This window comes from Budvicia diplopodorum, assembly GCF_009800925.1.
Classification (GTDB): domain Bacteria; phylum Pseudomonadota; class Gammaproteobacteria; order Enterobacterales; family Enterobacteriaceae; genus Budvicia; species Budvicia diplopodorum.
On sequence record NZ_WOYF01000006.1, the window covers coordinates 156,170 to 180,563 of the forward strand.

Annotated in this window: 26 protein-coding genes; 15 read left to right on the forward strand and 11 right to left on the reverse strand. The window is 47.7% G+C overall.

Annotation, left to right across the window (positions count from 1 at the left end):
- Positions 1-99: 99 nt before the first annotated feature.
- Positions 100-891, forward strand: a complete 792-nt coding sequence (fabI, locus tag GVI43_RS08310) for an enoyl-ACP reductase FabI (protein ID WP_159566395.1) — start codon at positions 100-102, stop codon at positions 889-891.
- A gap of 87 nt (positions 892-978) precedes the next feature.
- Here the strand turns inward: fabI and ppnP are convergent, their stop codons facing one another.
- Entirely contained in the window at positions 979-1,263 is a 285-nt protein-coding gene (gene ppnP / locus GVI43_RS08315) for a pyrimidine/purine nucleoside phosphorylase (protein ID WP_159566396.1), read from the reverse strand.
- 243 nt (positions 1,264-1,506) lie between these two features.
- On the opposite strand from ppnP, the gene GVI43_RS08320 reads away from it, so the two are divergent.
- On the forward strand, positions 1,507-3,453 hold the full coding sequence (locus GVI43_RS08320; RefSeq protein WP_159566397.1) for an exoribonuclease II: 1,947 nt from the start codon (positions 1,507-1,509) through the stop codon (positions 3,451-3,453).
- A 173-nt stretch (positions 3,454-3,626) separates the two neighbouring features.
- Positions 3,627-3,869 (forward strand): Arc family DNA-binding protein, encoded by a 243-nt coding sequence (locus GVI43_RS08325; protein WP_159566398.1) that lies wholly within the window; start codon positions 3,627-3,629, stop codon positions 3,867-3,869.
- 124 nt (positions 3,870-3,993) lie between these two features.
- Here the strand turns inward: GVI43_RS08325 and cspE (GVI43_RS08330) are convergent, their stop codons facing one another.
- Positions 3,994-4,203, reverse strand: a complete 210-nt coding sequence (gene cspE / locus GVI43_RS08330) for a transcription antiterminator/RNA stability regulator CspE (protein WP_029092920.1) — start codon at positions 4,201-4,203, stop codon at positions 3,994-3,996.
- Between the two features lie 468 nt (positions 4,204-4,671).
- Between cspE (GVI43_RS08330) and GVI43_RS08335 the strand changes: the two genes are divergently transcribed.
- Entirely contained in the window at positions 4,672-5,175 is a 504-nt protein-coding gene (locus GVI43_RS08335; protein WP_159566399.1) for a M48 metallopeptidase family protein, read from the forward strand.
- Between the two features lie 68 nt (positions 5,176-5,243).
- On the opposite strand, the gene GVI43_RS08340 is transcribed toward GVI43_RS08335, so the two are convergent.
- A complete protein-coding gene (locus tag GVI43_RS08340; protein ID WP_159566400.1) occupies positions 5,244-5,423 on the reverse strand; it encodes a YoaH family protein in 180 nt (59 codons plus the stop codon).
- A 156-nt stretch (positions 5,424-5,579) separates the two neighbouring features.
- Between GVI43_RS08340 and GVI43_RS08345 the strand changes: the two genes are divergently transcribed.
- Both GVI43_RS08345 and GVI43_RS08350 read left to right on the forward strand, forming a co-directional pair.
- On the forward strand, positions 5,580-6,185 hold the full coding sequence (locus GVI43_RS08345; protein WP_159566401.1) for a CoA pyrophosphatase: 606 nt from the start codon (positions 5,580-5,582) through the stop codon (positions 6,183-6,185).
- 298 nt (positions 6,186-6,483) lie between these two features.
- Positions 6,484-7,851 carry an L-serine ammonia-lyase gene (locus tag GVI43_RS08350; RefSeq protein ID WP_159566402.1) on the forward strand — a complete coding sequence of 456 codons (1,368 nt, stop codon included), beginning with the start codon at positions 6,484-6,486 and terminating at the stop codon, positions 7,849-7,851.
- A 68-nt stretch (positions 7,852-7,919) separates the two neighbouring features.
- Here the strand turns inward: GVI43_RS08350 and rlmA are convergent, their stop codons facing one another.
- The 5 genes from rlmA to GVI43_RS08375 form a co-directional block, all read right to left on the reverse strand.
- The gene (gene rlmA, locus GVI43_RS08355; protein WP_159566403.1) at positions 7,920-8,741 is read right to left on the reverse strand and encodes a 23S rRNA (guanine(745)-N(1))-methyltransferase; all 822 of its coding nucleotides are present in this window, start codon (positions 8,739-8,741) and stop codon (positions 7,920-7,922) included.
- A 190-nt stretch (positions 8,742-8,931) separates the two neighbouring features.
- Positions 8,932-9,138, reverse strand: coding sequence for a cold-shock protein (locus GVI43_RS08360; RefSeq protein ID WP_159566404.1), 207 nt, complete (start codon positions 9,136-9,138; stop codon positions 8,932-8,934).
- Between the two features lie 192 nt (positions 9,139-9,330).
- The gene (gene cspE, locus GVI43_RS08365) at positions 9,331-9,540 is read right to left on the reverse strand and encodes a transcription antiterminator/RNA stability regulator CspE (RefSeq protein ID WP_029092928.1); all 210 of its coding nucleotides are present in this window, start codon (positions 9,538-9,540) and stop codon (positions 9,331-9,333) included.
- Between the two features lie 291 nt (positions 9,541-9,831).
- On the reverse strand, positions 9,832-10,758 hold the full coding sequence (locus GVI43_RS08370; RefSeq protein WP_159566405.1) for a Kdo(2)-lipid IV(A) acyltransferase: 927 nt from the start codon (positions 10,756-10,758) through the stop codon (positions 9,832-9,834).
- Positions 10,759-10,984: 226 nt separating this feature from the next.
- Positions 10,985-11,953: a bile acid:sodium symporter family protein gene (locus tag GVI43_RS08375; RefSeq protein ID WP_159566406.1), complete on the reverse strand. Its 969-nt coding sequence runs from the start codon at positions 11,951-11,953 to the stop codon at positions 10,985-10,987.
- Between the two features lie 251 nt (positions 11,954-12,204).
- On the opposite strand from GVI43_RS08375, the gene GVI43_RS08380 reads away from it, so the two are divergent.
- The 9 genes from GVI43_RS08380 to gstA all read left to right on the forward strand — a co-directional run bounded on the left by GVI43_RS08380 (position 12,205) and on the right by gstA (position 21,138).
- On the forward strand, positions 12,205-13,908 hold the full coding sequence (locus tag GVI43_RS08380; protein WP_159566407.1) for a formate--tetrahydrofolate ligase: 1,704 nt from the start codon (positions 12,205-12,207) through the stop codon (positions 13,906-13,908).
- A gap of 124 nt (positions 13,909-14,032) precedes the next feature.
- The gene (rsxA, locus tag GVI43_RS08385; protein WP_159566408.1) at positions 14,033-14,614 is read left to right on the forward strand and encodes an electron transport complex subunit RsxA; all 582 of its coding nucleotides are present in this window, start codon (positions 14,033-14,035) and stop codon (positions 14,612-14,614) included.
- A complete protein-coding gene (rsxB, locus tag GVI43_RS08390; protein ID WP_159566409.1) occupies positions 14,614-15,192 on the forward strand; it encodes an electron transport complex subunit RsxB in 579 nt (192 codons plus the stop codon). The genes rsxA and rsxB overlap by 1 nt, the downstream gene beginning before the upstream one ends.
- Positions 15,185-17,305, forward strand: coding sequence for an electron transport complex subunit RsxC (gene rsxC, locus GVI43_RS08395; protein WP_159566410.1), 2,121 nt, complete (start codon positions 15,185-15,187; stop codon positions 17,303-17,305). Before rsxB ends, rsxC begins: the two co-directional genes overlap by 8 nt.
- Positions 17,306-18,355 carry an electron transport complex subunit RsxD gene (rsxD, locus tag GVI43_RS08400; RefSeq protein ID WP_159566411.1) on the forward strand — a complete coding sequence of 350 codons (1,050 nt, stop codon included), beginning with the start codon at positions 17,306-17,308 and terminating at the stop codon, positions 18,353-18,355.
- Positions 18,356-18,364: 9 nt separating this feature from the next.
- Positions 18,365-18,994, forward strand: a complete 630-nt coding sequence (gene rsxG / locus GVI43_RS08405; protein WP_159566412.1) for an electron transport complex subunit RsxG — start codon at positions 18,365-18,367, stop codon at positions 18,992-18,994.
- On the forward strand, positions 18,991-19,695 hold the full coding sequence (locus GVI43_RS08410) for an electron transport complex subunit E (RefSeq protein WP_159566413.1): 705 nt from the start codon (positions 18,991-18,993) through the stop codon (positions 19,693-19,695). Before rsxG ends, GVI43_RS08410 begins: the two co-directional genes overlap by 4 nt.
- Positions 19,696-19,706: 11 nt before the next feature.
- Entirely contained in the window at positions 19,707-20,339 is a 633-nt protein-coding gene (gene nth / locus GVI43_RS08415; protein WP_159566414.1) for an endonuclease III, read from the forward strand.
- Positions 20,340-20,532: 193 nt separating this feature from the next.
- Positions 20,533-21,138: a glutathione transferase GstA gene (gene gstA, locus GVI43_RS08420; protein WP_159566415.1), complete on the forward strand. Its 606-nt coding sequence runs from the start codon at positions 20,533-20,535 to the stop codon at positions 21,136-21,138.
- A 182-nt stretch (positions 21,139-21,320) separates the two neighbouring features.
- Here gstA and pdxY read toward each other — a convergent pair whose 3' ends face one another.
- The 3 genes from pdxY to pdxH all read right to left on the reverse strand — a co-directional run bounded on the left by pdxY (position 21,321) and on the right by pdxH (position 24,343).
- Positions 21,321-22,181, reverse strand: coding sequence for a pyridoxal kinase PdxY (gene pdxY / locus GVI43_RS08425; RefSeq protein WP_159566416.1), 861 nt, complete (start codon positions 22,179-22,181; stop codon positions 21,321-21,323).
- A gap of 118 nt (positions 22,182-22,299) precedes the next feature.
- Complete coding sequence (gene tyrS, locus GVI43_RS08430; protein ID WP_159566417.1) at positions 22,300-23,574, reverse strand: tyrosine--tRNA ligase; 1,275 nt, start codon at positions 23,572-23,574, stop codon at positions 22,300-22,302.
- 115 nt (positions 23,575-23,689) lie between these two features.
- A complete protein-coding gene (pdxH, locus tag GVI43_RS08435) occupies positions 23,690-24,343 on the reverse strand; it encodes a pyridoxamine 5'-phosphate oxidase (protein ID WP_159566418.1) in 654 nt (217 codons plus the stop codon).
- Between the last annotated feature and the right edge of the window lie 51 nt (positions 24,344-24,394).

Here is a 24,394-nt window from a genome sequence, read left to right on the forward strand (position 1 = left end):
TATTTTGTTGATGCATGATAGAATCGCTCCGTTTTTTTAACGACAACCATTTCGGAGCTCCTCCGGTGGTCGCTCTATTTACTACAAGGATTAATAGCTATGGGTTTTCTAACCGGTAAGCGCATTCTGGTTACTGGCGTAGCCAGCAATCGTTCTATTGCCTTCGGCATCGCTCAGGCGATGAAACGCGAAGGAGCCGAACTGGCTTTAACGTATCAGAATGAAAGACTGAAATCTCGCGTAGAAGGTTTCGCTGAAGAATTAGGCTCAACAATCGTATTACCTTGCGACGTTGCTGAAGACTCAAGCATGACTGACCTGTTTACAGAGCTGGCAAAAGTATGGCCTAAGTTCGACGGCTTTGTTCACTCAATTGGTTTTGCCCCAGGCGACCAGTTAGACGGTGACTATGTCAACGCCGTAACCCGCGAAGGTTTTAATATCGCTCATGACATCAGCTCTTACAGCTTTGTTGCTTTAGCCAAAGCCTGTCGCAGCATGTTAAATCCTAACTCAGCGCTATTAACGCTGTCTTATTTAGGCGCAGAGCGCGCTATTCCTAACTACAACGTAATGGGATTAGCCAAAGCGTCTTTAGAAGCCAACGTTCGCTATATGGCTAACGCCATGGGGCCAGAAGGCGTTCGCGTTAACGCAATCTCTGCCGGTCCTATCCGCACGTTAGCCGCATCAGGAATTAAAGACTTTAAAAAGATGTTGTCTCACTGTGAAGCCGTTACGCCAATTCGCCGTACGGTAACTATTGAAGACGTGGGTAACTCAGCGGCCTTCCTGTGTTCCGACCTTTCTTCGGGCGTGACCGGTGAAGTGTTACACGTTGACGGTGGCTTTAGCATTGCTGCAATGAACGAGTTAGAACTGAAAGACTAAGCCTGAATACCGGCTAGAATGACATTAGGCCTGCGAAGCTACTTCGCAGGCCTAATTTTTTGGGCTAGATAAACGCTAAGCTATACACTACAAATAGCGGCACAAATAGGCCGAACACTCACAAACCTGCACGCTGAACTCGCTTTTCCCCGGAACCTGAAACGTTTCTCCCACGCCAAATACGGTCCACTCCGTTGCCCCCGGTAACAGTACTTTCAGGGCACCGCTAATGACCTTCATCTCTTCAGGCTGTGCGGTACTAAAGTTGTATTCTCCCGCCGCCATAACGCCGATGCTTGAACGGCCAATACTTCCATTTTCAAAGCCAATTGATTTTACTTTTCCTGCAAAATATTCATTTACATTGAGCATTGTTCGGCACCTGATGTGAGTGATGAAATAGAATCATTATATTAGGAATATAGGCCGATCGATGTCACGCATAAAACGCAACTATGTGAGCCAGAGCTTAATATTCCCGTGCTATTGTATTTTTGTTAACCATTTTGTCGATATTTATCACCCCAAAATGCACGCTGCACTTGCCCCAGAGTGTGGTTTTGTGTAAAACAGTCCCTCATAAATCTACTCATTAATTCATGACGTCCGGAATCTATGTTTCAAGACAATCCGCTGCTCGCTCAGCTAAAACAGCAACTCCATGCTACAACTCCCCGAGTTGAAGGCGTCGTCAAAGCAACTGAAAAAGGCTTTGGTTTTCTAGAGATAGATAGCCAGAAAAGCTATTTCATACCGCCGCCAGCCATGAAGAAAGTGATGCACGGTGACAAAATTACCGCCAGCGTACATACCGAGAAAGATCGTGAATTAGTTGAGCCTGAAACGCTGATCGAACCGTTTCTAACCCGCTTTATTGGCCGGATACAAAAGAAAGGCGAACGCCTGTTTATTACCCCCGACCATCCGCTGTTAAAAGATGCCTATCCTTGCAAACCCGTTGCGGGGCTGGCTCATGAATTCGCCCAAGGCGACTGGGCGGTAGCGGAAATGAGCGGCCATCCGCTTAACGGTAATAATGGTTTTCAGGCCAAGGTAACGCAGTTTATTACCTTTGGTGATGACCATTTAGCGCCGTGGTGGGTGACGTTGTCACGCCATCAGTTAGAGCGTGAAGCCCCGGAGTGGATACCCACTGAGCTTCACGATGAAGGAATCACCCGCCGCGATTTGACATCACTGCACTTCGTCACTATTGATAGTGAGTCAACGCAAGATATGGATGACGCACTATTTGTAGAAAAGCTAGACAACGACGGGTTAAGGCTGAGCATCGCCATCGCCGACCCTACTGCATACGTTACCGCCGGCAGCGAACTCGATCGGATTGCGTTAAAACGGGCATTCACCAACTATTTACCCGGATTTAATATCCCGATGCTACCGCGGGAACTGTCTGAAAATTTATGTTCTTTGCATCCCCATCAGCGCAGACCAGCGCTGGTTTGTCAGGTCACTATTGCCAATGATGGCACAATAGGCTCGGATATTGAATTTTTCAGCGCCTGGATGATGTCTCAGTCTAAGCTGGACTATGAAAAACTGTCCAACTGGCTGGAAGATAATTCCAGCCAATGGCAGCCAGAAAATGAAGATACTGCAGAGCAAATCAGGCGCTTGCATCAGGTAGCCTTGCGCCGTATTGAATGGCGTACTCAGCACGCTCTGGTGTTTAAAGATCGCCCTGATTATCGGTTTATTCTGGGTGAAAAAGGCGAAGTTCTTGAGATCGTTACCGAGCATCGTCGGATAGCCAACCGCATCGTTGAAGAAGCCATGATCACCGCCAATGTCTGTGCGGCTACCGTGTTAACTGAACGCTTAGGCTATGGCATATTTAACGCCCATGCCGGTTTTGAACCAACGCTAGTCGAACAGGCTATTACCGTATTACAAACCAACGGAGCTGAATTTAGCGCAGAACATATTCTAACGCTTGAGGGCTTCTGCCAGCTGCGTCGTTTCCTTGACGCTCAGCCAACCTCCTATTTAGACAGCCGAGTGCGTAAATACCAGACTTACGTGGAAATAAGCGCAAAGCCAGCGCCTCACTTTGGTTTGGGGCTAGAAGCTTATGCCACTTGGACCTCTCCAATCCGTAAATACGGTGATATTGTCAATCACCGGTTATTAAAAGCGTTAATTCACGGGCAACCATCCTCTCCGCCGGATGAAAGCATACTGCAACCGCTTGCCGATCGCCGCCGCTTCAACCGAATGGCTGAACGTGACGTTGGTGACTGGCTATATGCCCGTTTCTTGCAGGACAAAGCCGGTACCGATACTCGTTATCATGCAGAGATTATGGACGTTTCCCGAGGGGGAATGCGGATCAAGCTGCTCGAAAACGGTGCCGTTGCGTTTATTCCGGCACCGTTTATCCATGCGGTACGCGATGAGCTGGTATGTAGTTCTGAAACCGGCACCATTATGATTAACGGTGAGGTTATCTATCGTCAGGGTGATTCGCTTGACGTTACGATTGCCGAAGTCCGTATGGAAACCCGCAGCATTATTGCCCGCCCGGCTCCGTCTCTCGCCTAATTATTTAGAATCACTGCGCTTTGTTACCGTCGGTTAACGTTACCGTCGGCCAAAGCGCATTATTTTTATCATTTCCGGTGGTCCATGGTTAATTATTCTTTATCCCGATGGGTAAAGGCGTTATAACAACCATTGGGTTCATTTATTGATCTTGCCATACAGGAAATCTATTTATGACTATCACCTCTCTCAGCGTACGGATCCCGGCAGAGCTTAAAACCAAACTGAAAGTTCAGGCAGAAAAAAATAATCATTCAATGAATGCAGAGATCATTAAACGGCTCGAAGACAGCTTCACACATTCTCCGGTAAAGGCTAAACCATCTCAGCCCGATAGCGTTGAGCTGTCGGCTAAAGAGGTAGCTAGAATCAAGATGGTGTTAAAGAAAGCCACTAAGGCATTGAGCAAGAAATAGAGTAGCAAGTCTCTCGATAAAAATAGTCTTCCAGTCAGTTTCAGGCCAATGATGAAGGTGAAAAAAAACCCGCGAATGCGGGTTTTTGACAACAGCGTTAACGCTTTAAGTAATTTTAAATCAATTACAACGCAACGACTTCTGCTGCTGATGGACCACGTGGGCTATCTTGAATTGAAAATTCAACATGTTGGCCTTCAGCCAGAGTTTTGAAGCCATTACTTGCGATTGCAGAGAAATGTACGAATACATCTTTGCTACCGTCAGTTGGGGTGATGAAACCAAAACCTTTACTTTCGTTGAACCACTTAACGTGACCAGTTTTTTTAGACATTACAAAAATTCCTACTTGGATGTTTAACCCGCCATAAGGCACAGAAGGCCGGTAGTATTTCAGTGGTTACTTATGCAGGCACTAAGAAAAGATCCGATAAGATGTGATCTGTAGATAACGTCTGACCAAGGAACTATTTTAATCAAAATGACTTACTCAAAGTAGCCCTGTTTAACAGGCCAAAAACATTACCGCATATTCGATAAGCGATGGCAAGGTGTTTTACTTGGGGAAATAAAAAATTAGATCGGGTGCACATATTTTATATATTTTTATTTTAAACAAAACCGTTTGGTAAATAAAAAATTATTTTTATTATTGGATTTTCATATAATTAACACGCTTAGATGAGACTTGAATTCCATTATTTCGCCCTCTCATCCCAATGTAAAATGCAATGCGCACTATTGGATGATAAAATAACCAGCGCTGCATTTTCAGCTGTCAACCGTTTAGGATAAAAAGACTGTGGACTCATTAAATTATCTCGCCGGTTACCCAGAAAGCATACGCCAGCAGGTGGCTACGCTGATTAAGCAAGAAACGTTGGGCAAATTATTATTAAGCCGATACCCCGTTCCCCACGGTTATACTACCGACAAAATGTTATATCAATTTGCTAGTGGGTTAAAAAATGAATCAATGAAAAATGCTCAGCAAGTAAGCAAAGTTTGTTACGATAATAAAATTCAAGTAATTAAGCATGCGTTAGGAACCCATACTGCCATATCTCGAATTCAAGGCGGGAAATTAAAAGCTAAAGCAGAAATCAGAATAGCAAACGTATTCAAATTATCAGCGGAACCATTATTGCGGATGATTGTTGTCCATGAACTGGCTCATTTAAAAGAGAAAGATCATAATAAGACATTCTATAATTTATGTTGCCACATGGAACCAAACTACCACCAGCTAGAATTTGATACTCGATTGTATCTTACCTATCTGGATAAATTTGGTCCCCTTTATTGATGACTAACTATTGATGGTTAATTTTTATGGCCAGTTATTGACGATCGGTCTGCTAAATAAAAAAACCGTTATTCGTCGTCGTCGTCAAACATTAATGCCACTCTCTCTCCGGTGTGATTTGCCCGAATATCTTGCGCCACTAACGCGATAGCTTCTCCGCTACTCATTCCTTCAGACATCAGTTTATGAATGCGTTCTACCGCTTCTTGTTGCTCTTCGTGACGCAGTGATGGTGTGCCGAGAGTCATATATAAACCTGCTTTTAACGATAAGGGGGTAACGAGCTGGCGCGTTTGGTACAACGCAACGCTAACAGATAATTCCTGTAGGGTTCTTTGATAGTATAACCGAATAGTAGTGCAGATGTATTCACTCATCCGTGACACACGATATACTGTTCTATTATGTCTATTTTTCGATGGTTTTCCATGAACGATGCGATCGGCCAGTTTATCCAACGTTTCCAATTGCAGCTTCCGCTGCCAACGCCGTTACTTCAACAATCACGCAAAGCGGCAGTCTTGATTCCCATTATTTGCCATCGGGAACCCACGTTGCTTCTGACTCGTCGCGCTTCCCATCTACGCCAACATCCGGGACAGATCGCTTTTCCTGGCGGAGCCGCAGACCTCAGCGATAGCTCGCCGGAAGAAACCGCCCTGAGAGAAGCCTATGAAGAAATTAACCTTAATCCTGAGGTCGCGTCTATTCTTGGCCAACTACCGGCGCTCGACAGCATCAGCGGTTTTCAGGTAACCCCCGTTGTCGGTCTTCTACCATCAAACATCATGTTTAAAGCTAATCAGGATGAAGTTGAAATGATGTTTGAAATACCGCTGCGTTATGTCCTGAATAGCAAAAACTACTTTTCTATGGACATCACTCGCCGAGGCCAGCCTCATCGTATCTACTTTATGTTTTATGCCGGTTACCCAATCTGGGGGCTGACAGCCTCTATTCTTTACCGGCTTGCAAGGCAGATCTACACAGCTTCCTCTGCTGAAATATAAGGCGTCGAGAGTGATTATTCTCACGTTTTTAACTATCTTGCTCTTTACGCTACAAGAAAACCATTATTGATAGCACAAATACACTATATTATTAGCCTCGCACCATAGAAAAAGACTACAATTAGCCAATGTTGCAAGATGAAACTTCAGTCAATGAAAATCATATAGCTCAATTGACTAATGATTTAATGAACTTACTCAAAACGGGATTATCTTAGCAAGTCACGATTTTCTATGGATGGCAGTCATAGGCCAGCCGTGCACAAATTAAAAAGTTTTCGCCACTGAGGAGTTGTATGTGATTAGCGTTTTCGACATGTTCAAGATTGGTATTGGCCCATCGAGTTCACATACCGTTGGCCCAATGAAAGCCGGCAAAGAGTTTGTCGACGATCTCTGTCATAAAGAGTTACTGTCGTTCGTTACCCGCATTGCCGTAGACGTTTATGGTTCGTTATCCTTAACCGGTAAAGGCCACCACACGGATATTGCTATCATTATGGGGCTGGCAGGAAACCTACCGGCCACCGTTGAAATTGACGCTATTCACGGGTTTATACGTAGCGTTGAAGAACGTCAGCGCCTGCCTTTAGCAAATGGCAAACATGAAGTGGACTTCCCTCATGACAGCGGAATGGTTTTCCATAACAATAACCTTCCTCTGCACGAAAACGGCATGACGATTACCGCCTTTGCCGGTGAAAAAATTATTTATACTAAAACGTATTATTCAATCGGCGGCGGCTTTATCGTTGATGAAGAGAATTTTGGTAAAGAATCGGTAAACGAAGTCACCGTACCCTTTCCGTTTAAATCAGCGGCTGATTTATTAGAGCACTGTAAAAGCAACGGGCTTTCATTATCCGGTCTGGTGATGCAAAACGAACTGGCGATGCATAGCAAAAAGGATATTGAAAACTACTTCGCCGCCGTTTGGCAAACCATGCGTGACTGTATCGATCGTGGCATCAATACCGAAGGTATTTTACCCGGCCCGCTTCAGGTTCCCCGTCGTGCCGCGCCGTTACGCCGAATGTTAGTATCTTCGGACAAGCTGTCAAACGACCCAATGAACGTGATTGATTGGGTTAATATGTTTGCTCTGGCCGTCAATGAAGAAAATGCTGCCGGTGGCCGCGTAGTAACGGCGCCAACCAACGGTGCCTGTGGCATCATCCCGGCCGTTCTTGCCTACTATGATCATTTTATTCAACCGGTGAGCCCTGAATCTTATATCCGCTACTTTATGACGTCAGGCGTTATTGGCGCACTGTATAAAATGAACGCGTCAATCTCGGGTGCCGAGGTGGGCTGTCAGGGTGAAGTTGGCGTTGCCTGCTCGATGGCGGCCGCAGGCTTAACGGAACTACTTGGCGGTAGCCCGCAGCAGGTGTGCGACGCGGCTGAAATTGGCATGGAACACAATTTGGGGCTGACCTGCGATCCGGTTGCCGGTCAGGTTCAGGTTCCCTGTATCGAACGTAACGCTATCGCATCCGTTAAGGCAATTAATTCATCGCGCATGGCATTGCGCCGTACCAGTGAGCCTCGCGTGTCTTTAGATAAGGTTATCGAAACCATGTTTGAAACCGGAAAAGACATGAACTCAAAATATCGCGAAACGTCTCGCGGCGGGTTGGCCATTAAGTTTATTCATTGCGACTAGTCTTCTCCGTCATTCACACAGCAAAAAGCCGGGATATACCCGGCTTTTCCGTATCAATAGCGATGTGATTACTTCTTGTATATGCGGATAAAAAAATCCGTTTCGCAATGGAAATCTGACTCAGCCGCCAGATCAGCAATCAGCTTTTCTGATGCTTTCCAGGCAAAAGGCGTCATCTGCAGTAAATTAACCGCCTGAGTGCCGGATAGGCTCATTGGATAGCTCAACCGTTGCTCTTCGACCAGCTCAAACCCTTCAATTGCCTCAATAACCTCATCGTGCGGCTGGGCCGTCTGATAGATAAGCTCTTTCAGCTGAAACAGGTGATGTGGCGCAGGCGTAACGGTAACAATAATCCCATGATTATCACTAACCACCCGCTGAAGTTCTGACGCTTCGCACGGGGCATAAATACGCAAGATTGCATCGACGGAATTGTCGCCAAACGGCAAACGGTAGCTGGAAGCCACGCAGAAATTAGCAACGGAATAGCGTTTTGCAGCAGAACGGATCGCACCTTTAGAGATATCCAGACCGTAAACGGTCAACTGCCTATTTTTATTGAGTGACTCAGCCAAAAAACCGGTGTAATACCCTTCACCACAGCCTATATCCAGTAGCGATAGTCCATTCTGGCGTTCCGGTAACTGTTTATCCAGTATGGCGGTAACCGCATCACGCAGAGGCTGATAGTAACCCGCATTGAGGAACTGACGACGAGCCTGCATCATCATTTGGTTATCGCCGGGATTTTTAGATTTTTTATGCTGAACCGGCATAAGGTTAACGTAACCCTCTTTTGCCCGATCGAACTGATGATTGTTACTGCATCGCCATGCCTGACTGCCCAGTTGTAATGATTGATGACAAAGTGGACATTGATATCGCATGAGAGGAAACCCTGATGAGCATATTCGATACGACAGGGTATCGAAGAGTCAGCTTAGAAATTTTGATGAAGGAAAGTATAACATTAAAGCAGCAATTAATTGGGAGGCGTGTTAGTTGTGACGATAACACGTTATTTGATGCAAAAACCTTAACGACTCTCTTTCCTTCACTCAGTAGTTGATAATAGAACTAAAACGCAATTACGTCTGATGCAGATAGACCTCTTGAGCTTTTAAATGTAGAAAACTCCACATTCTGCCCTTCAGTCAATGATTTAGTTGATGTTGCAATAGAGCTGCGATTAACGAACACATCGGAGCTACCATCGATTGGTGAAATCCAACCAAAGCCTTGGCCTTGATCAAACCATTTTACTTGTCCCATTCTTAGGGTCATGTTTATTACCTCTTAATATATTTATGTAATTTATCCTTTTACTATGAATTTTAAGGACATCCGCACATTCTGTGCCAGGTGTTGTAAATTTGTCTGTCATACACTACAAAAAAACCCGCATCAGTGATGCGGGTCCTTGTCACTAGAGGGCAAAATTAACTTTTGCTAGCCTCTATAAACGTTAATGCTAACTTAGATAGCAACAACGTTTGCAGCTGCTGGACCGCGTGGGCTGTCTTGAATGGTGTATTCTACTTTTTGGCCTTCAGCTAAGGTTTTGAAACCTTCGCTAGCGATAGCAGAGAAATGTACGAATACGTCTTTGCCACCATCATCTTGCTCAATAAAACCAAAACCTTTGCTTTCATTGAACCATTTAACTTTGCCGGTTTTCTTGGACATCTTTACTTACCTTTAAATTAGTTAACCTGCCATACATCATAGGGTATAGGCATTAAGGCCAGATTTTCAGAGTCATTACTTATGGAGGCACTAAGAAGATGTTCGTCTAATAAGCGGAATCAAAAGATAACGGCTTTTAAGAGGGAACTGCTTTACTCAAATGTCGTACATAAATAGGTCTGTAGCACAGGCCGATTCACATTTACTCATAATGGACTACATAACGCAAGCGTTTTATCACCCTTTTGGGTAAACAAAATGCTATCTAGATTACAACTGCTTATAATTTGATTAATAAAGAGATATTTCATCATTCGGTCGTGTTTTAAAGCGGCGATGAAGCCACATATACAGCGCGGGGGCTTTGAGGATCTCTTTCTCAACTATTTTATTCATAAAAACCGCCGCCGCGATGGGATCGTCCGTGGGAAAACCGGTCGGTGGTTCGGTTGTCATCACGGTATATCCACTGCCGTCCGGATTACGTTTAGGCGTAAACGGTAAAATAACCGGATTAGCCATGCGCATCAAAATACTGGTACCAATGGTTGTAGCCGCTTCTGGTACGGCAAAAAACGGCGCAAAAACGCTATTACGCGGACCGTAGTCGTGGTCAGGCGCATACCACAATATTTCGCCTTTTCGCAGCTCACGGATCATCCCTTTCATATCGTGACGATCGATAAAGTATTTATTTGAACGACTGCGGCCCCAAACCTGAATCCAGTCCATCAGCTTATTGTTATGGGCGCGATAAACGCCAACGCCGGGGTTATACATTCCATAAATACGCCCCCCCAATTCGAGAGTCAAAAAATGAATGCCAACCAACAGCACCCCTTTTCCATCGGCTCTAATACGCGCCATGATGTCTAGATCGTCAACCTTACACCACTTCTTAATCCGCTTATCTGACCAGAACCACGCCATACCGGTTTCAAACAGCCCCATGCCTACGGATTCAAAATTCTGAACGATCAGCTTTTCTCGTTCAAGCTCGGGCATATCAGGAAAGCAAAGTTCTAAGTTACGTCGGGCAATATGCAGCCGGCGCTTTAAAAAGCGCATCGAGAAACGACCCAGCCGGGTCCCAAGAAAATAAATCACTGGGTACGGTAGCTGAACCAATAAATAAAGTGAGCCTAGCCCAAACCATGTAAGCCAATATTTAGGCAAAAAGAATGAGTAATTGAACTTTGGAGGCTGAAATTTTGACATTTACGTTTTTATTCTCTGGCTGCTACGACTGCAATTAACAAATAATATATGTCATTGATCAATCGGAGGAACGAACAGGTTAATGGCTAACATACTCAGGCCAATTGATACAACGCTGGGCATCTTCTACGACATCAAATAAATAATCAAGTTCTTATCGATTGTATCATTTTCATACGCCCTTTCTCTCCGCGCCTGACTTGAATACCCGTTCACCGTCACGCATCTACGTTATCCGTCTTGCGTAGCGCTGAGCCAAGAAGGCACAAACCATAAGCTGAACCTGATGAAAAATCATCAACGGTAGAACCATCATCCCGACGGACGCCGCAGGAAACAGTACGTTAGCCATGGGAATACCGTTTGCCAAACTCTTTTTCGAACCACAAAACACAATGGTTATCTCATCCGGTGTGCTAAAGCCCATTAAACGCGCCACCCCGGTATTGACGATCAGAACAACCGTCAATAAGAGAAGAGAAAGGCCAATAATAATCAGCAGCGACCAACCGTTGACCTGATTCCAGATGCCTTCAATAACCGCCTCGCTAAACGCGGTGTACACCACCAACAAAATCGACGTTCTGTCAGTCTTACTAATCAATTTTTTATGCTTCTCAACCCATTGGCCAATCAGCGGGCGGCATAAATGACCGATAATAAAAGGCACCATAAGCTGCATGATAATAGCCATGATGGCATCGACCGTATCGGTGCTGCCTTCCTGAGTATGCATTAATAGCCCAACCAGAATCGGTGAAAGAAACACGCCCAAAATGCTGGATGCCGAGGCGCTACAAATCGCCGCCGCAACGTTTCCTCCCGCCATGGAGGTGTACGCAATGGCGGACTGTACCGTGGCCGGCAGCGCGCACAAATAGAGAAAACCGAGATACATGCCCGGCGTTAACACGCTGGGTACCAACACGTACAGGCAACAGCCTAATATTGGAAACAGAACAAACGTGCTGGCAAAAACCACCCCGTGTAGCCGCCAGTTCCCCAGCCCTTGATACAAATTTTCGCGAGACAGCTTGGCTCCGTGCATGAAAAACAGCAGCGCAATGGCTGCTTTGGTGATATAGCCAAACGCGACTTTCACCTCCCCCTCACAGGGAAAGACGGAGGCGAGTATCACCACCGAAATCAGAATTAATAAAAAGGGATCAATACGTAAAAGCTTCAGCCACGACATGAAAAACAGTCCTTAATCAGGGGAAATAATCTGTTTTTACTCAAATTAGCGGTAAGCCGAATATTTTACAGACAAACGGGATGGCCAATCTATAAAAATGAGTAGTTGATTTGTCTAAATTTTATATCAATTAAGGCGAAATAAAGCGATCGTTATCCCCCATTTCCCCTCAAGTTATGACATAATTTACCCCCTGCTTTCGCCACGCCACGCGCGTATTTTGATTTTAATACATAGGATCGTGTAAAGAGATGACCTCTATTCATTTAAAACCTATTAATGAAGTTGCTCAACGTTACGGCATAGCACAACAATATTTGATCCCCTACGGTTCTAGCATGGCTAAAATCGATCTCTCGCTGATAAATCCTAACGCCCCCAGAGGCAAGCTAATTCTGGTATCCAGCATTACGCCTACGCCTCTGGGTGAAGGTAAGACGGTCACCACCATTGGGCTAAGCCAAGGGCTAAACTTTATCGGTGAATCCTGTATCGCCTGTATTCGCCAGCCCAGCCTTGGCCCGGTGTTCGGCGTGAAAGGCGGCGCGGCCGGCGGCGGTAAAGCGCAAGTCTTGCCGATGGAAAAGCTCAATCTCCACCTCACCGGAGACATTCACGCGATTACGGCAGCGCACAATTTGGCCGCCACAGCGCTAGATGCCCGCCTGTATCACGAACAGCGGTTAGGCCATCAATTTACCGAGCATACCGGCCTTTTCCGCTTAGACATCGACCCGAACCATATTTTGTGGAAACGCGTGGTTGACCATAACGATCGTGCATTACGCCACATTACCATCGGCGTAAGCGGCGGCGTTAACGGCGTAGAACGCACCGACGGTTACGATATCACCGCAGCGTCGGAGTTAATGGCAATACTGGCGCTGGCTGAAAGCCTGAAAGATATGCGCCAGCGTATTGGCCGCATCATTCTGGCCCATGATATTCATGGAAATCCGATTACCGCAGAACAGTTGGAAGTCGCCGGTGCGATGACGGTATTAATGAAAGATGCCATTCAGCCAACGATCATGCAAACCAGCGAAAATACGCCGGTTCTGATCCATGCTGGTCCTTTTGCCAATATTGCCCACGGCAACTCGTCGGTAATTGCCGATCGCATTGCGTTGCAACAGGCTGACTATGTGGTCACCGAAGCCGGATTTGGTTCCGATATGGGAATGGAAAAATTCTTCAATATTAAATACCGCCAGTCCGGCATTAGCCCTTCTTGCGTGGTGCTAGTTGCCACACTGCGTAGCCTTAAGGCTAACAGCGGTAAATTTAATATTAAGCCGGGCCAACCGCTGCCCGATGAAATTGCCGACAGTAACGTTGAGCTGCTGGCCCTTGGCTGCAAGAATCTTGGCTGGCATATTACCAACGCGAAACGCTACGGCTTACCGGTAGTGATCGCCATCAATCGCTTCCCGACCGATACGCAGGAAGAGCTGGACTATTTGCATCAGTTTGCGCTTTCGTGCGGTGCTGACGGCGTAGAAATCAGCGACGCTTTCGCCAACGGCGGTGAAGGGACGGCGGCGCTGGCGAAAACCGTCGCTCAAGCTTGCCAGAATCAGCATCAGGTTACCCTGCTGTACCCCAACGAACTGTCACTCACCGACAAAATCGAAGCGATTGTCAATACCTATGGTGCCAATGAAACCATCATCACGCCGCAGGCTGCTGCGCAGTTAACGCAGCTTGAACAGCTTGGTTTCGGCCATTTACCCTTGTGTATTGCTAAAACGCCGCTGTCTATCAGCGCCGATCCGGCATTGAAAAACGTACCTGAAAATTTCAGCGTCACGATTTCATCCTTTAAAGTTTCTGCCGGAGCCGGTTTTATTCGTGCCTATGCCGGAAGTATCATGACAATGCCCGGCTTAGGTACCTTACCGGCCTACCGCAATATCGATATTGATGAGCACGGTGCTATTATTGGTCTGAGTTAGGCCGTTTTTTCAGGCATTAACCTACCCCGATAGGGGTAAAACACAATATCCTTACACTTGTAGTGTTGTGGTTCAGCCGCCAATTATTGATAATATGGCGGCTTCTTTTCTTTTAGGCATCAAGATGAGCGATTATTTGCTACTTTTTGTCGGCACCGTTTTTGTTAATAACTTCGTATTGGTTAAATTTTTAGGTCTATGCCCGTTTATGGGCGTATCTAAAAAGCTTGAAACCGCTATCGGAATGGGATTAGCAACAACCTTCGTGCTGACGCTGGCGTCGATTTGCGCGTGGTTAGTAGAAAACTATATTTTAGAGCCGCTGGGGTTGAGCTACTTGCGAACGCTGGCGTTTATATTTGTTATTGCCGTGGTGGTTCAGTTCACGGAGCTAGTGGTGCGCAAAACCAGCCCGGTTCTTTACCGGCTGCTGGGGATATTCTTACCGCTAATCACCACCAACTGCGCGGTATTAGGCGTTGCGCTACTCAACGTCAACCAGTCGCACAACTTTATGCAATCAACGGTGTACGGTTTTAGTGCCGCCGTCGGTTTTTCATTCGTGATGGTGCTGTTTGCCGCTATTCGTGAACGTTTAGCCTCGGCGGATATACCAGCCCCTTTTAGAGGCTCATCTATCGCATTGATTACAGCAGGCCTTATGTCACTCGCATTTATGGGTTTCACCGGATTGGTAAGATTTTAATGTTCTCTTTGTGGTCCAGCGTCATCGTTCTGACGCTATTAGCATTAGTCTGCGGCGCTATTTTAGGCTTTGCCGCCCGACGCTTTCAGGTAGATGCCGATCCGATTGTTGATACGGTAGAGAGCCTGTTGCCACAAAGCCAGTGTGGCCAGTGTGGCTATCCGGGCTGTCGTCCCTATGCCGAAGCCGTGGCTAACAACGGTGAAATGATTAATAAATGTGCCCCCGGCGGCGAAGCGGTCATGCTAAAACTGGCTGACGCGCTGGGCATTGAGCCTCAGCCTTTGGATCTTGCCACGATGGAAACCAATCCGGTGCGTAAAGTGGCCTTCATTGACGAAAGCAACTGTATTGGCTGTACTAAATGCATTCAGGCCTGTCCCGTTGACGCCATTGTGGGTTCGACCCGGGCAATGCATACGGTGATCGCCGACCTTTGCACGGGCTGCGATCTTTGTGTGGCACCCTGTCCTACAGAATGCATAGAAATGCGACCGGTTTTGCAAACTACGGCCAACTGGAAATGGGATTTACAGGCAATCCCGATACAGGTTATTGAGACAAATCCACATGTTTGATCTGTTTTCCCGGTTTAAGAAAAACCAGATTTGGGATTTTGACGGCGGTATTCATCCTCCCGAGATGAAGGATCAAACTCGCCTGATTCCCCTTAAGCGGGCCGCTTTGCCCGCGTATTTACAAATTCCGCTCCAGCAGCACTTAGGGCCAGAAGGCGAACTTCTGGTTCAGGTTGGCGATCGCGTATTAAAAGGCCAGCCGCTGACGGAAGGCAAAAACCGTATGTTACCGGTTCATGCCTCAACCTCCGGCACCATAAGCGCCATTGATTATTACCCAAGCACCCATCCATCTGCCCTGCCAGAACGCTGCGTTCGCCTTGAGCCCGACGGGTTAGAGCAATGGTGTGAGCGCGACCGCCTGACCGACTACCGGGCCCACTCGCCGGAGCAGCTTATCGCCCATATTCATCAGGCGGGCATTGCTGGCCTGGGCGGTGCCGTTTTCCCTACCGCCAGTAAAATTGACGGTGCCCTGAATCGGGTAAAAACGCTGATTATCAACGGTGCTGAATGCGAGCCTTATATCACCGCTGACGACCGGCTGATGCAGGAATACGCCGACGAACTGCTGATCGGCTGTAATATTCTTGGCCATATTTTACGGCCCGAAACGATCGTTATTGGCATCGAAGACAATAAGCCAGAAGCCGTTCAGGCAATCAGGGATTCGTTACAACGTCACGAAAATGCAAGCGATATTGCTCACGTTGTTCTTCGCGTTATCCCGACTAAATACCCTTCCGGCGGCGCAAAGCAGTTGACCAAGATCTTAACCGGTCTGGAAGTTCCTCACGGTGGCCGCTCCTCCGATATCGGCGTTCTGATGCAGAACGTCGGTACGGTGTTTGCGATTAAGCGCGCCATCATGGACGGAGAACCGCTGCTTGAGCGAGTGGTTACCCTTACCGGCAACGCGATGGGCGATAAAGGAAACGTTTGGGCGTTGCTGGGCACGCCCGTTTCGGAGCTATTAAACCAGTTTGGTTACCAAACCCAGTCGCCGCCGATGGTGATTATGGGCGGCCCGCTGATGGGCTTCGCCCTACCGGACCTTAGCGTTCCGGTGACCAAAATGAGTAACTGTATTATTGCGCCAAGCGCCGGTGAGCTTTCACCGCCTGAAGCGGAACAGCCCTGCATCCGCTGTACTCAATGCGCTGATGCCTGTCCTGCCGGGCTATTACCCCAGCAGCTATATTGGTTCAGCCGCGGCAAAGAACATGATAAGGCCCGCAATTATAACCTGTTCGACTGTATTGAATGCGGCGCCTGTGCCTACGTTTGCCCCAGCAATATTCCTCTGGTTCAGTACTATCGTCAGGAAAAGGCGGAAATTCGAGAGCAAGACCAACAGGCTCAATTGGCCCAAACGGCTAAAGTCCGCTTTGAAGCCAGACAGGCCCGTTTAGAAAGAGAGAAAGCCGCCCGGCTACAGCGCCACAAAAAGGCTGAAACGCAGGTCACAGCGGAAGACAGTCAGGCCATTCAGTCAGCGCTTGAACGCGTCAAACGGCAAAGGCCGGTTGACGTCGCGCAATCGGTACATCCGGTTATTCACTCCATTAACGGCAGCGCACTTCCTGACAACAGCGCAGCGATTGCTGCCCGTCAGGCCAGAAAAGCACAGCGACAGGCCAAGCTGGATGCCCAAAGTGTGGTTTCTCAACCCGCTGATACGCCAACCACAGAAGAAACCGATGCGCGTAAAGCCGCGTTAGCGGCGGCCATTGCCCGCGCTAAAGCAAAGAAATCTCAGCAAGCCCTGTCGGTTGCTAGTAACGCAGCAGGCCAAAGTACTCTGGAAGATCAGGAAGGTACCGATCCGCGCAAAGCGGCGGTGGCCGAAGCCATTGCCAGAGCAAAAGCTAAACGCGAACTATCTCAGGCTAACGCGCCTGATGTGGCTCTAGCTTCATCAGAAATAGCGCCGACCCAAGACGATCGTAAAGCGGCGGTCGCCGCGGCTATTGCCAGAGCAAAAGCCAAAAAAGAGTCACAGGCATTACCCACACCGGCTGATTCACTCCCGACAGAACAGATTGCACCTTCTGGCCAAGTTCAACATTCACAGCTAACCTCTTCACAGCTAACGTCTCCAGGTGATGAATAAATGTCATTTCGTATAACCAGTTCACCCTTTGCCCACAGCCAGCAATCTACCGGTCGCCTGATGCTGTGGGTCGTTTTGGCCTGCCTTCCGGGAATGGCTGCGCAGTGGTACTTTTTTGGTTATGGAAGCATTATTCAGGTCATTCTCGCTATTGCTATTGCCCTGATTGCCGAAGGTGCTGTGCTAAAGCTTCGGCATTTACCGGTTAAAGCGCGGCTGGCAGACAACTCAGCCCTACTGACGGCGCTGCTTTTAGGCGTGAGTATCCCTCCGCTGGCTCCGTGGTGGGTGATTGTTATCGGTACGTTCTGCGCGATTATTATTGCTAAACAGCTGTACGGCGGTTTGGGCCAAAATCCGTTTAATCCGGCGATGGTCGGCTATGTCATCCTACTGATCTCGTTTCCGGTCCAAATGAGCAGCTGGCTTCCCCCGTCGCCGCTTCAGGGCACCCACATTGGGCTAATCGACACCCTCAGCATCATTTTTAGCGGGCAAACGCTCAACGGTGACGACATATTCAAACTGATGCTGGGCGTTGATGGAATCAGTCAGGCAACGCCGCTGGATACGCTAAAGACCGGGCTGCGTAGCGGCCACAGCATTAGCGAGGTATTGGGGCAGCCGATTTATAACAATATGGGCGGCATCGGCTGGCAATGGATCAACGTAGGTTTCTTCGTTGGCGGCCTGTTTCTGTTATGGAAAAAAATCATTCAGTGGCAGCTATCTTTTAGCTTTTTAGCGACGTTAGCCGTTGTCTCTACCTTAGGCTGGCTCATCGATCCTTCAAACAATGCGGCTCCGTGGATCCACCTGCTATCGGGCGCGACCATGCTGTGTGCCTTCTTTATTGTTACCGATCCGGTTACCGCATCAACCACGGCGAAAGGCCGGATAATCTTTGGTGCACTGGTTGCTATTTTAGTCTGGCTCATTCGCAGCTATGGTGGCTACCCTGACGGCGTCGCGTTTGCCATACTGCTGGCAAACATTACCGTGCCGTTAGTTGACCATTACACCCAACCGCGCGCTTACGGGCATCGTTAAGGATCCATTATGCTAAATACGATGAGACGACACGGGATAACGCTAGCGCTGTTTGCCGCGCTGTCTACGGGTTTAACTTCCGCGGTTTATCTGGTCACCAAATCAACCATTGCCTATCAGGCCGATCTACAGCAAAAGGCAATTTTCGATCAGGTCATCCCCCCCGACCTGTATGATAATCAGTTGGTTAATGATTGTTACATTGTCACCGACTCGGCATTAGGAACGGATACCCCGCACCGGCTGTTTATTGCCCGCAAAGCGAATATTCCGGTGGCAGCAGCCATAGAGACAACCGCCCCTGACGGCTATTCCGGCGCAATCCAGCTGATTGTCGGCGCAAATTTTAACGGTGAAGTCTTAGGCACTCGCGTGCTTGAGCATCATGAAACGCCCGGCTTAGGCGATAAAATTGAGCTACGCATATCCGACTGGATTACCCATTTTTCTAACCAGCAGGTTAACGGTGATAACGATACCCGCTGGGGCGTAAAAAAGGACGGCGGCATGTTTGACCAGTTTACCGGCGCCACCATCACGCCCCGAGCGGTAGTCAAGTCGGTCAAAAAAACCGCGCTGTATTTACAGCTGAATCATGAGCATTTAACGTCACTCCCGCGCTGCGAGGCCAGAGAATGAACGATATAAAATATTTACTCAATCAGGGACTGTGGAAAAACAACTCAGCGCTGGTTCAGCTGCTGGGTTTATGCCCTCTGTTAGCCGTCTCGTCTACGGCAACCAATGCATTGGGCTTAGGATTAGCCACCACCATGGTGCTGATTTGTACTAACGTGGCGGTCTCTGCCCTGCGCCGGTGGGTTCCGCAAGAGATCAGAATACCGATTTATGTGATGATCATTGCCTCTGTGGTTACCATCGTTCAGCTATTGATCAATGCTTACGCTTACGGCCTGTATCAATCACTGGGGATCTTTATTCCTCTGATTACCACCAACTGTATCGTTATTGGCCGTGCAGAAGCCTATGCCGCACAAAATCCGGTTCCCCTTTCGGCCATCGACGGTCTGGCGATGGGGCTAGGTGCCACCAGCGTTTTATTCGTATTGGGGGCAATGCGTGAAATTTTGGGCAACGGCACGCTATTTGACGGCGCAGAACGGCTATTAGGCGCGTGGGCTAAGGTATTGCGCATTGAAGTGATTCATTTAGATAACGCATTTCTCTTAGCGATGTTACCGCCCGGCGCGTTTCTTGGGCTTGGCTTTCTGCTCGCGCTAAAATATGTGATTGACCAAAAGGTTAAAGCATATAAAAGTAAGCCCGTTGAACTAAAAATAGCGAATCCGTCAGATAAACAGACGGAAATGACTCAGTAAGGATATCCGGTTTGAATCAAGCAAAACGTATACAAATTTTAACGCGCTTACGTGATAACGATCCAAAACCCACCACTGAACTGGTGTTCACCAGCCCTTTTGAATTACTGATTTCAGTTTTGCTGTCTGCGCAGGCGACTGACGTTAGCGTGAACAAAGCAACGGCCAAACTCTACCCGGTGGCCAATACGCCAGAGAGCATTCTGGCATTGGGCGTTGACGGGATTAAAAGCTACATTAAAACTATCGGGCTGTTTAACGCTAAAGCGGAGAACGTAATTAAAACCTGCCGTATTTTAGTTGAACGGCACGGTAGTCAGGTTCCTGAAGATCGCGCCGCGCTGGAAGCCCTTCCCGGCGTTGGCCGCAAAACGGCCAACGTGGTGCTCAATACCGCCTTCGGGTGGCCAACCATTGCGGTGGATACCCACATATTCAGAGTGTGTAACCGCACCCGTTTTGCTCCGGGAAAAAACGTAGAACAGGTTGAAGAGAAATTGCTTAAGGTGGTACCGGCTGAGTTTAAAGTCGACTGCCACCATTGGCTAATCCTTCACGGTCGCTATACCTGCGTAGCCCGAAAGCCACGCTGTGGATCTTGCCTGATTGAAGATTTATGTGAATTCAAAGAAAAGGCCGAATAGCAAAATAGTCGCTGATATTAAACGCCAAAACCTCGCCCTTTAACCACCAGAACAGAGTGATATTCGGAAATTTTTTGCGAATAAAACGGGCGTAATAACCAAATTAAACCGCTTTGTCGGCGCTCTCATCCTACAAGTTAGAGTATACTTCCAGACGCTAAGCTTCACTTTTATGTGCTAACGGAGAAACTCAATGAAACTGTTTTATAAACCCGGCGCTTGTTCCCTGTCCCCTCATATCGTTCTTAATGAGGCCAGCCTGACGTATTCGCTGGAAAAAGTTGATTTAGCGACCAAGAAAACGGAACGCGGTGATGACTTCTTACAGGTAAACCCTAAAGGTCAGGTTCCAACTCTTCAGCTTGACGATGGAAGTATCCTGACCGAAGGCGTTGCTATCGTGCAGTATCTGGCAAATCGCGCCCCTGAAAAACATTTAATGCCGGCCCACGGAACGCCTGAGTTTTATCATGCCGTCGAGTGGCTGAACTATATCTCTACCGAATTACACAAAGGCTTTAGCCCGCTGTTTAATGCTCAAACCCCGGTAGAATATAAAACCGTGACCAAAGAAAAATTGCATAAGCAGTTTAGCCACGTGAACAGCGTGCTAGAAAAGCACCAGTTTGTTCTTGGCGCTAAATTCAGCGTTGCCGATGCTTATCTGTTCACCGTCCTGAGCTGGGCACCGCGCGTTCAGCTTGATTTAAGCGCCTACTCGGCAATCAATGCTTACTTAGCCCGCGTAGCCGCCCGCCCGGCGGTTGATGCAACGCTAAAGGCCGAAGGCCTGAAATAAGCTTTGATTCAGATGTAAAAAAGCGGGCAAAAAAGCCCGCTTCTTTATTAAAAATATCGCCCTCGGCCGCTAGGAAAAATAAATATTCCAGCCTTGAGTATGCGGACAAAACTGACGATCAAACTGAATTAAACTACGTTGTCAGCGGGCCAGATGGCCCGCAGTTTATGGGATAACTTAACTCACAGCGCTACTGCTTCAAAATGATGTTCAGGATTAACGATCTTATCCTGAGCCGCCACGATCTGTAGCTCATATTCTCCGCGGCGCTGGGTTTCCAGCATAATCTCATACACGGCGGCGGTAACGTGCTCTAACGCCTGTGGCAACGGCTTCTTGAGTAATAAATCGACCAACAGTAATCCGCTGGTAATGTCACCAACGCCAACCGGCTGACGAGGCCCGAAGTCAACCAACGGACGACTGATATGCCAAGCATCATCAGGGGTGACTAACGCCATTTCAAAGGCGTCGGCACGATATCCGGCGCGGCTAAGATGTTTAACCAAAATGACTTTCGGCCCCTGTTTACACAGGCTTCGCGCCGCAGTAATCACTTCATCAACATTGGTTAAGGTTTTTCCCGACAGTTGCTCTAACTCCAGCAGGTTTGGCGCCATCATGTCACTAACCGGCATCGCCTGTTTGCAGAAAAACTCAGAAACGCCGGGCGCAACAATGCAGCCCTTCTCCGGGTGGCCCATGACCGGATCGCAAAAATACCATGCGGCAGGATTAGCCGCCTTAACCTGAGCAACCGCATCAAGAATATGCGTTCCCTGTTCCGGAGAGCCAATATAACCGCTCAAAACGGCATCACAGCGCTCTAACTGATTAATCTCACTGAGGCCACGAACAATATCGGTCAAATGGCTGGCGGGCATTACGCAGCCTTCCCATTGCCGATATTGCGTGTGATTAGAGAACTGAACCGTATTCAAAGGCCATACGTTTACACCCATTCTACGCATAGGAAATTGCGCAGCGCTGTTGCCCGCATGGCCATAAACCACGTGGGATTGAATGGATAGAATATTTTTCATTTTGGGATTATCTCTAAATAATTAAACGCATCGGATACGTTGTGTCAGGAGTCAGACGATTTACGCTATGCATAAAAACAAAAAAATGGCCGCATTCACGGCCAATTTAGACAATCATTTATTGCCAGAAGACTAAACAGTAATGCTTTTTACCCCGGCGTAGCAGAGAGTAACGACCAAACAAACGATCGCTGTCTACAAACACATATTCCGGATTTGACTGCTTTTCGCCGTTAATCGTTACCGCATTAGAGGCTATCATGGTTCTTGCCTGGCCGCGGGAAGGTACCAGTTCAGAATTGACTAAAGCCTGCTGTAAATCGGCACCCGACTCAAGGGCTATCGCTGGCATACCGTCCTGAGCTAGCTGAGCAAAATCGTCTTCGGTAATATCATTAAGCTCACCGGAGAACAGGCTTTGAGTAATACGCTTAGCGGCTTCAAGGCCTGATTCACCGTGGACTAATCGAGTCACGTTTTCAGCGAGAACATACTGTGCACGCGGCGCTTTACCGCTGTTTTTATCTTCATCTTCCAACGCATTAATCTCTTCTAGCGTCATGAAGGTGAAGAATTTTAAGAAACGGTAAACGTCGGCATCGGCGGTGTTTATCCAGAATTGGTAGAACTTGTATGGGCTGGTTTTTCTCGGATCCAGCCAAATTGCCCCGCCTTCAGTTTTACCAAACTTAGTACCGTCAGACTTGGTGATTAACGGTACGGTAAAGCCGTATACCTGATTCTGATGTAGACGACGGGTCAAATCGATACCGGAAGTAATGTTACCCCACTGGTCTGAACCACCAATTTGCAGCTCAACGCCGTGCTCTTCATTCAGGCAGGCGAAGTCATAGGCCTGCAACAAATTATAGGAAAACTCGGTAAACGAGATACCGCTGTCGTCGCGGTTCAAACGCTGTTTAACCGCTTCTTTATTGATCATGGCGTTAACAGAGAAGTGTTTACCAATATCACGCAGGAAGGTCAGCACTTTCATTCCGCCAAACCAGTCGTAGTTATTGGCCATTTTGGCGCTGTTGCTGCCGCAGTCAAAGTCGAGGAACGGGGAAACCTGCTGGCGGATTTTTTCAACCCAGTCGCCAACCGTGTCTTCGGTATTGAGCTTACGCTCGGCCGCTTTAAAGCTTGGATCGCCAATCAGGCCGGTCGCGCCACCCACTAATGCCACTGGCATATGACCCGCCAACTGAAAGCGCTTTAAGCATAATAACGGAACCAAATGGCCCAAATGCAAGCTGTCAGCGGTGGGATCAAAGCCGCAATACAGAGCTATTGGCCCTTGAGCCAGTCTCTCTGATAGCCCGACTTCATCCGTCACCTGGGCGACCAGACCGCGTTCTTGCAATTGTTTAATCAGGTTATTCGCCATCAATACATAACTCCGTTGTTATTAAGCTGCGATAGATATTCAGTTTTATTATCGCAATGTATAAATCGTTTTTATTAAGCCGGATAGAATAAACGTCACGTAAGCCAATGGCTAGGGGTTAAGGCGCTAAACGGTCAATATTCCAATTATTTTCTGTCTGTTGATAGATAAATCGGTCATGGAGCCGGTTTACGCCGCCTTGCCAAAATTCCATCGACTCAATGCTGACGCGAAATCCACCCCAGAAGCTCGGCAGTGGAACCTCACCCTGTAAGAATTTCTGCTTTAGTTCAAGAAATTTACTTTCAAGTACACCACGGGTCGATATGCGAGAAGACTGCTGCGATACCCATGCGGCAATCTGGCTATCTTTAGGACGGGAATGGAAATATTTCACCACTTCCATTGTAGAGATGCGTTCAGCCTTACCGGAAACGATGACCTGACGCTCGAACATATGCCACGGAAACAGCAGACTCACATTGTTATTGTGGCCGATATGCTGTGCCTTTCTACTACCCAGATTGGTATAGAAAACGAAGCCTTTTTCATCATAGTGTTTTAGTAAAACTATTCGCTGATAGGGACGGCCCTGTTCATCAACCGTAGCCACCACCATCGCAGTAGGATCGGGAATTTGGGCGTGGCAGGCCTGTTTTAGCCAGAGTTCGAATAACGTTAAGGGTTCTGGCGGTAAATCTTTACGGCGTAGGCCACCTTGAGTATATTCCCGCCGCAGATCGGCAATATCACTATTGAATTGATTCGGCATAACCAGAAAACCTATAGAGATCTAATTTTGCCTTATCTTGCACTTACTACG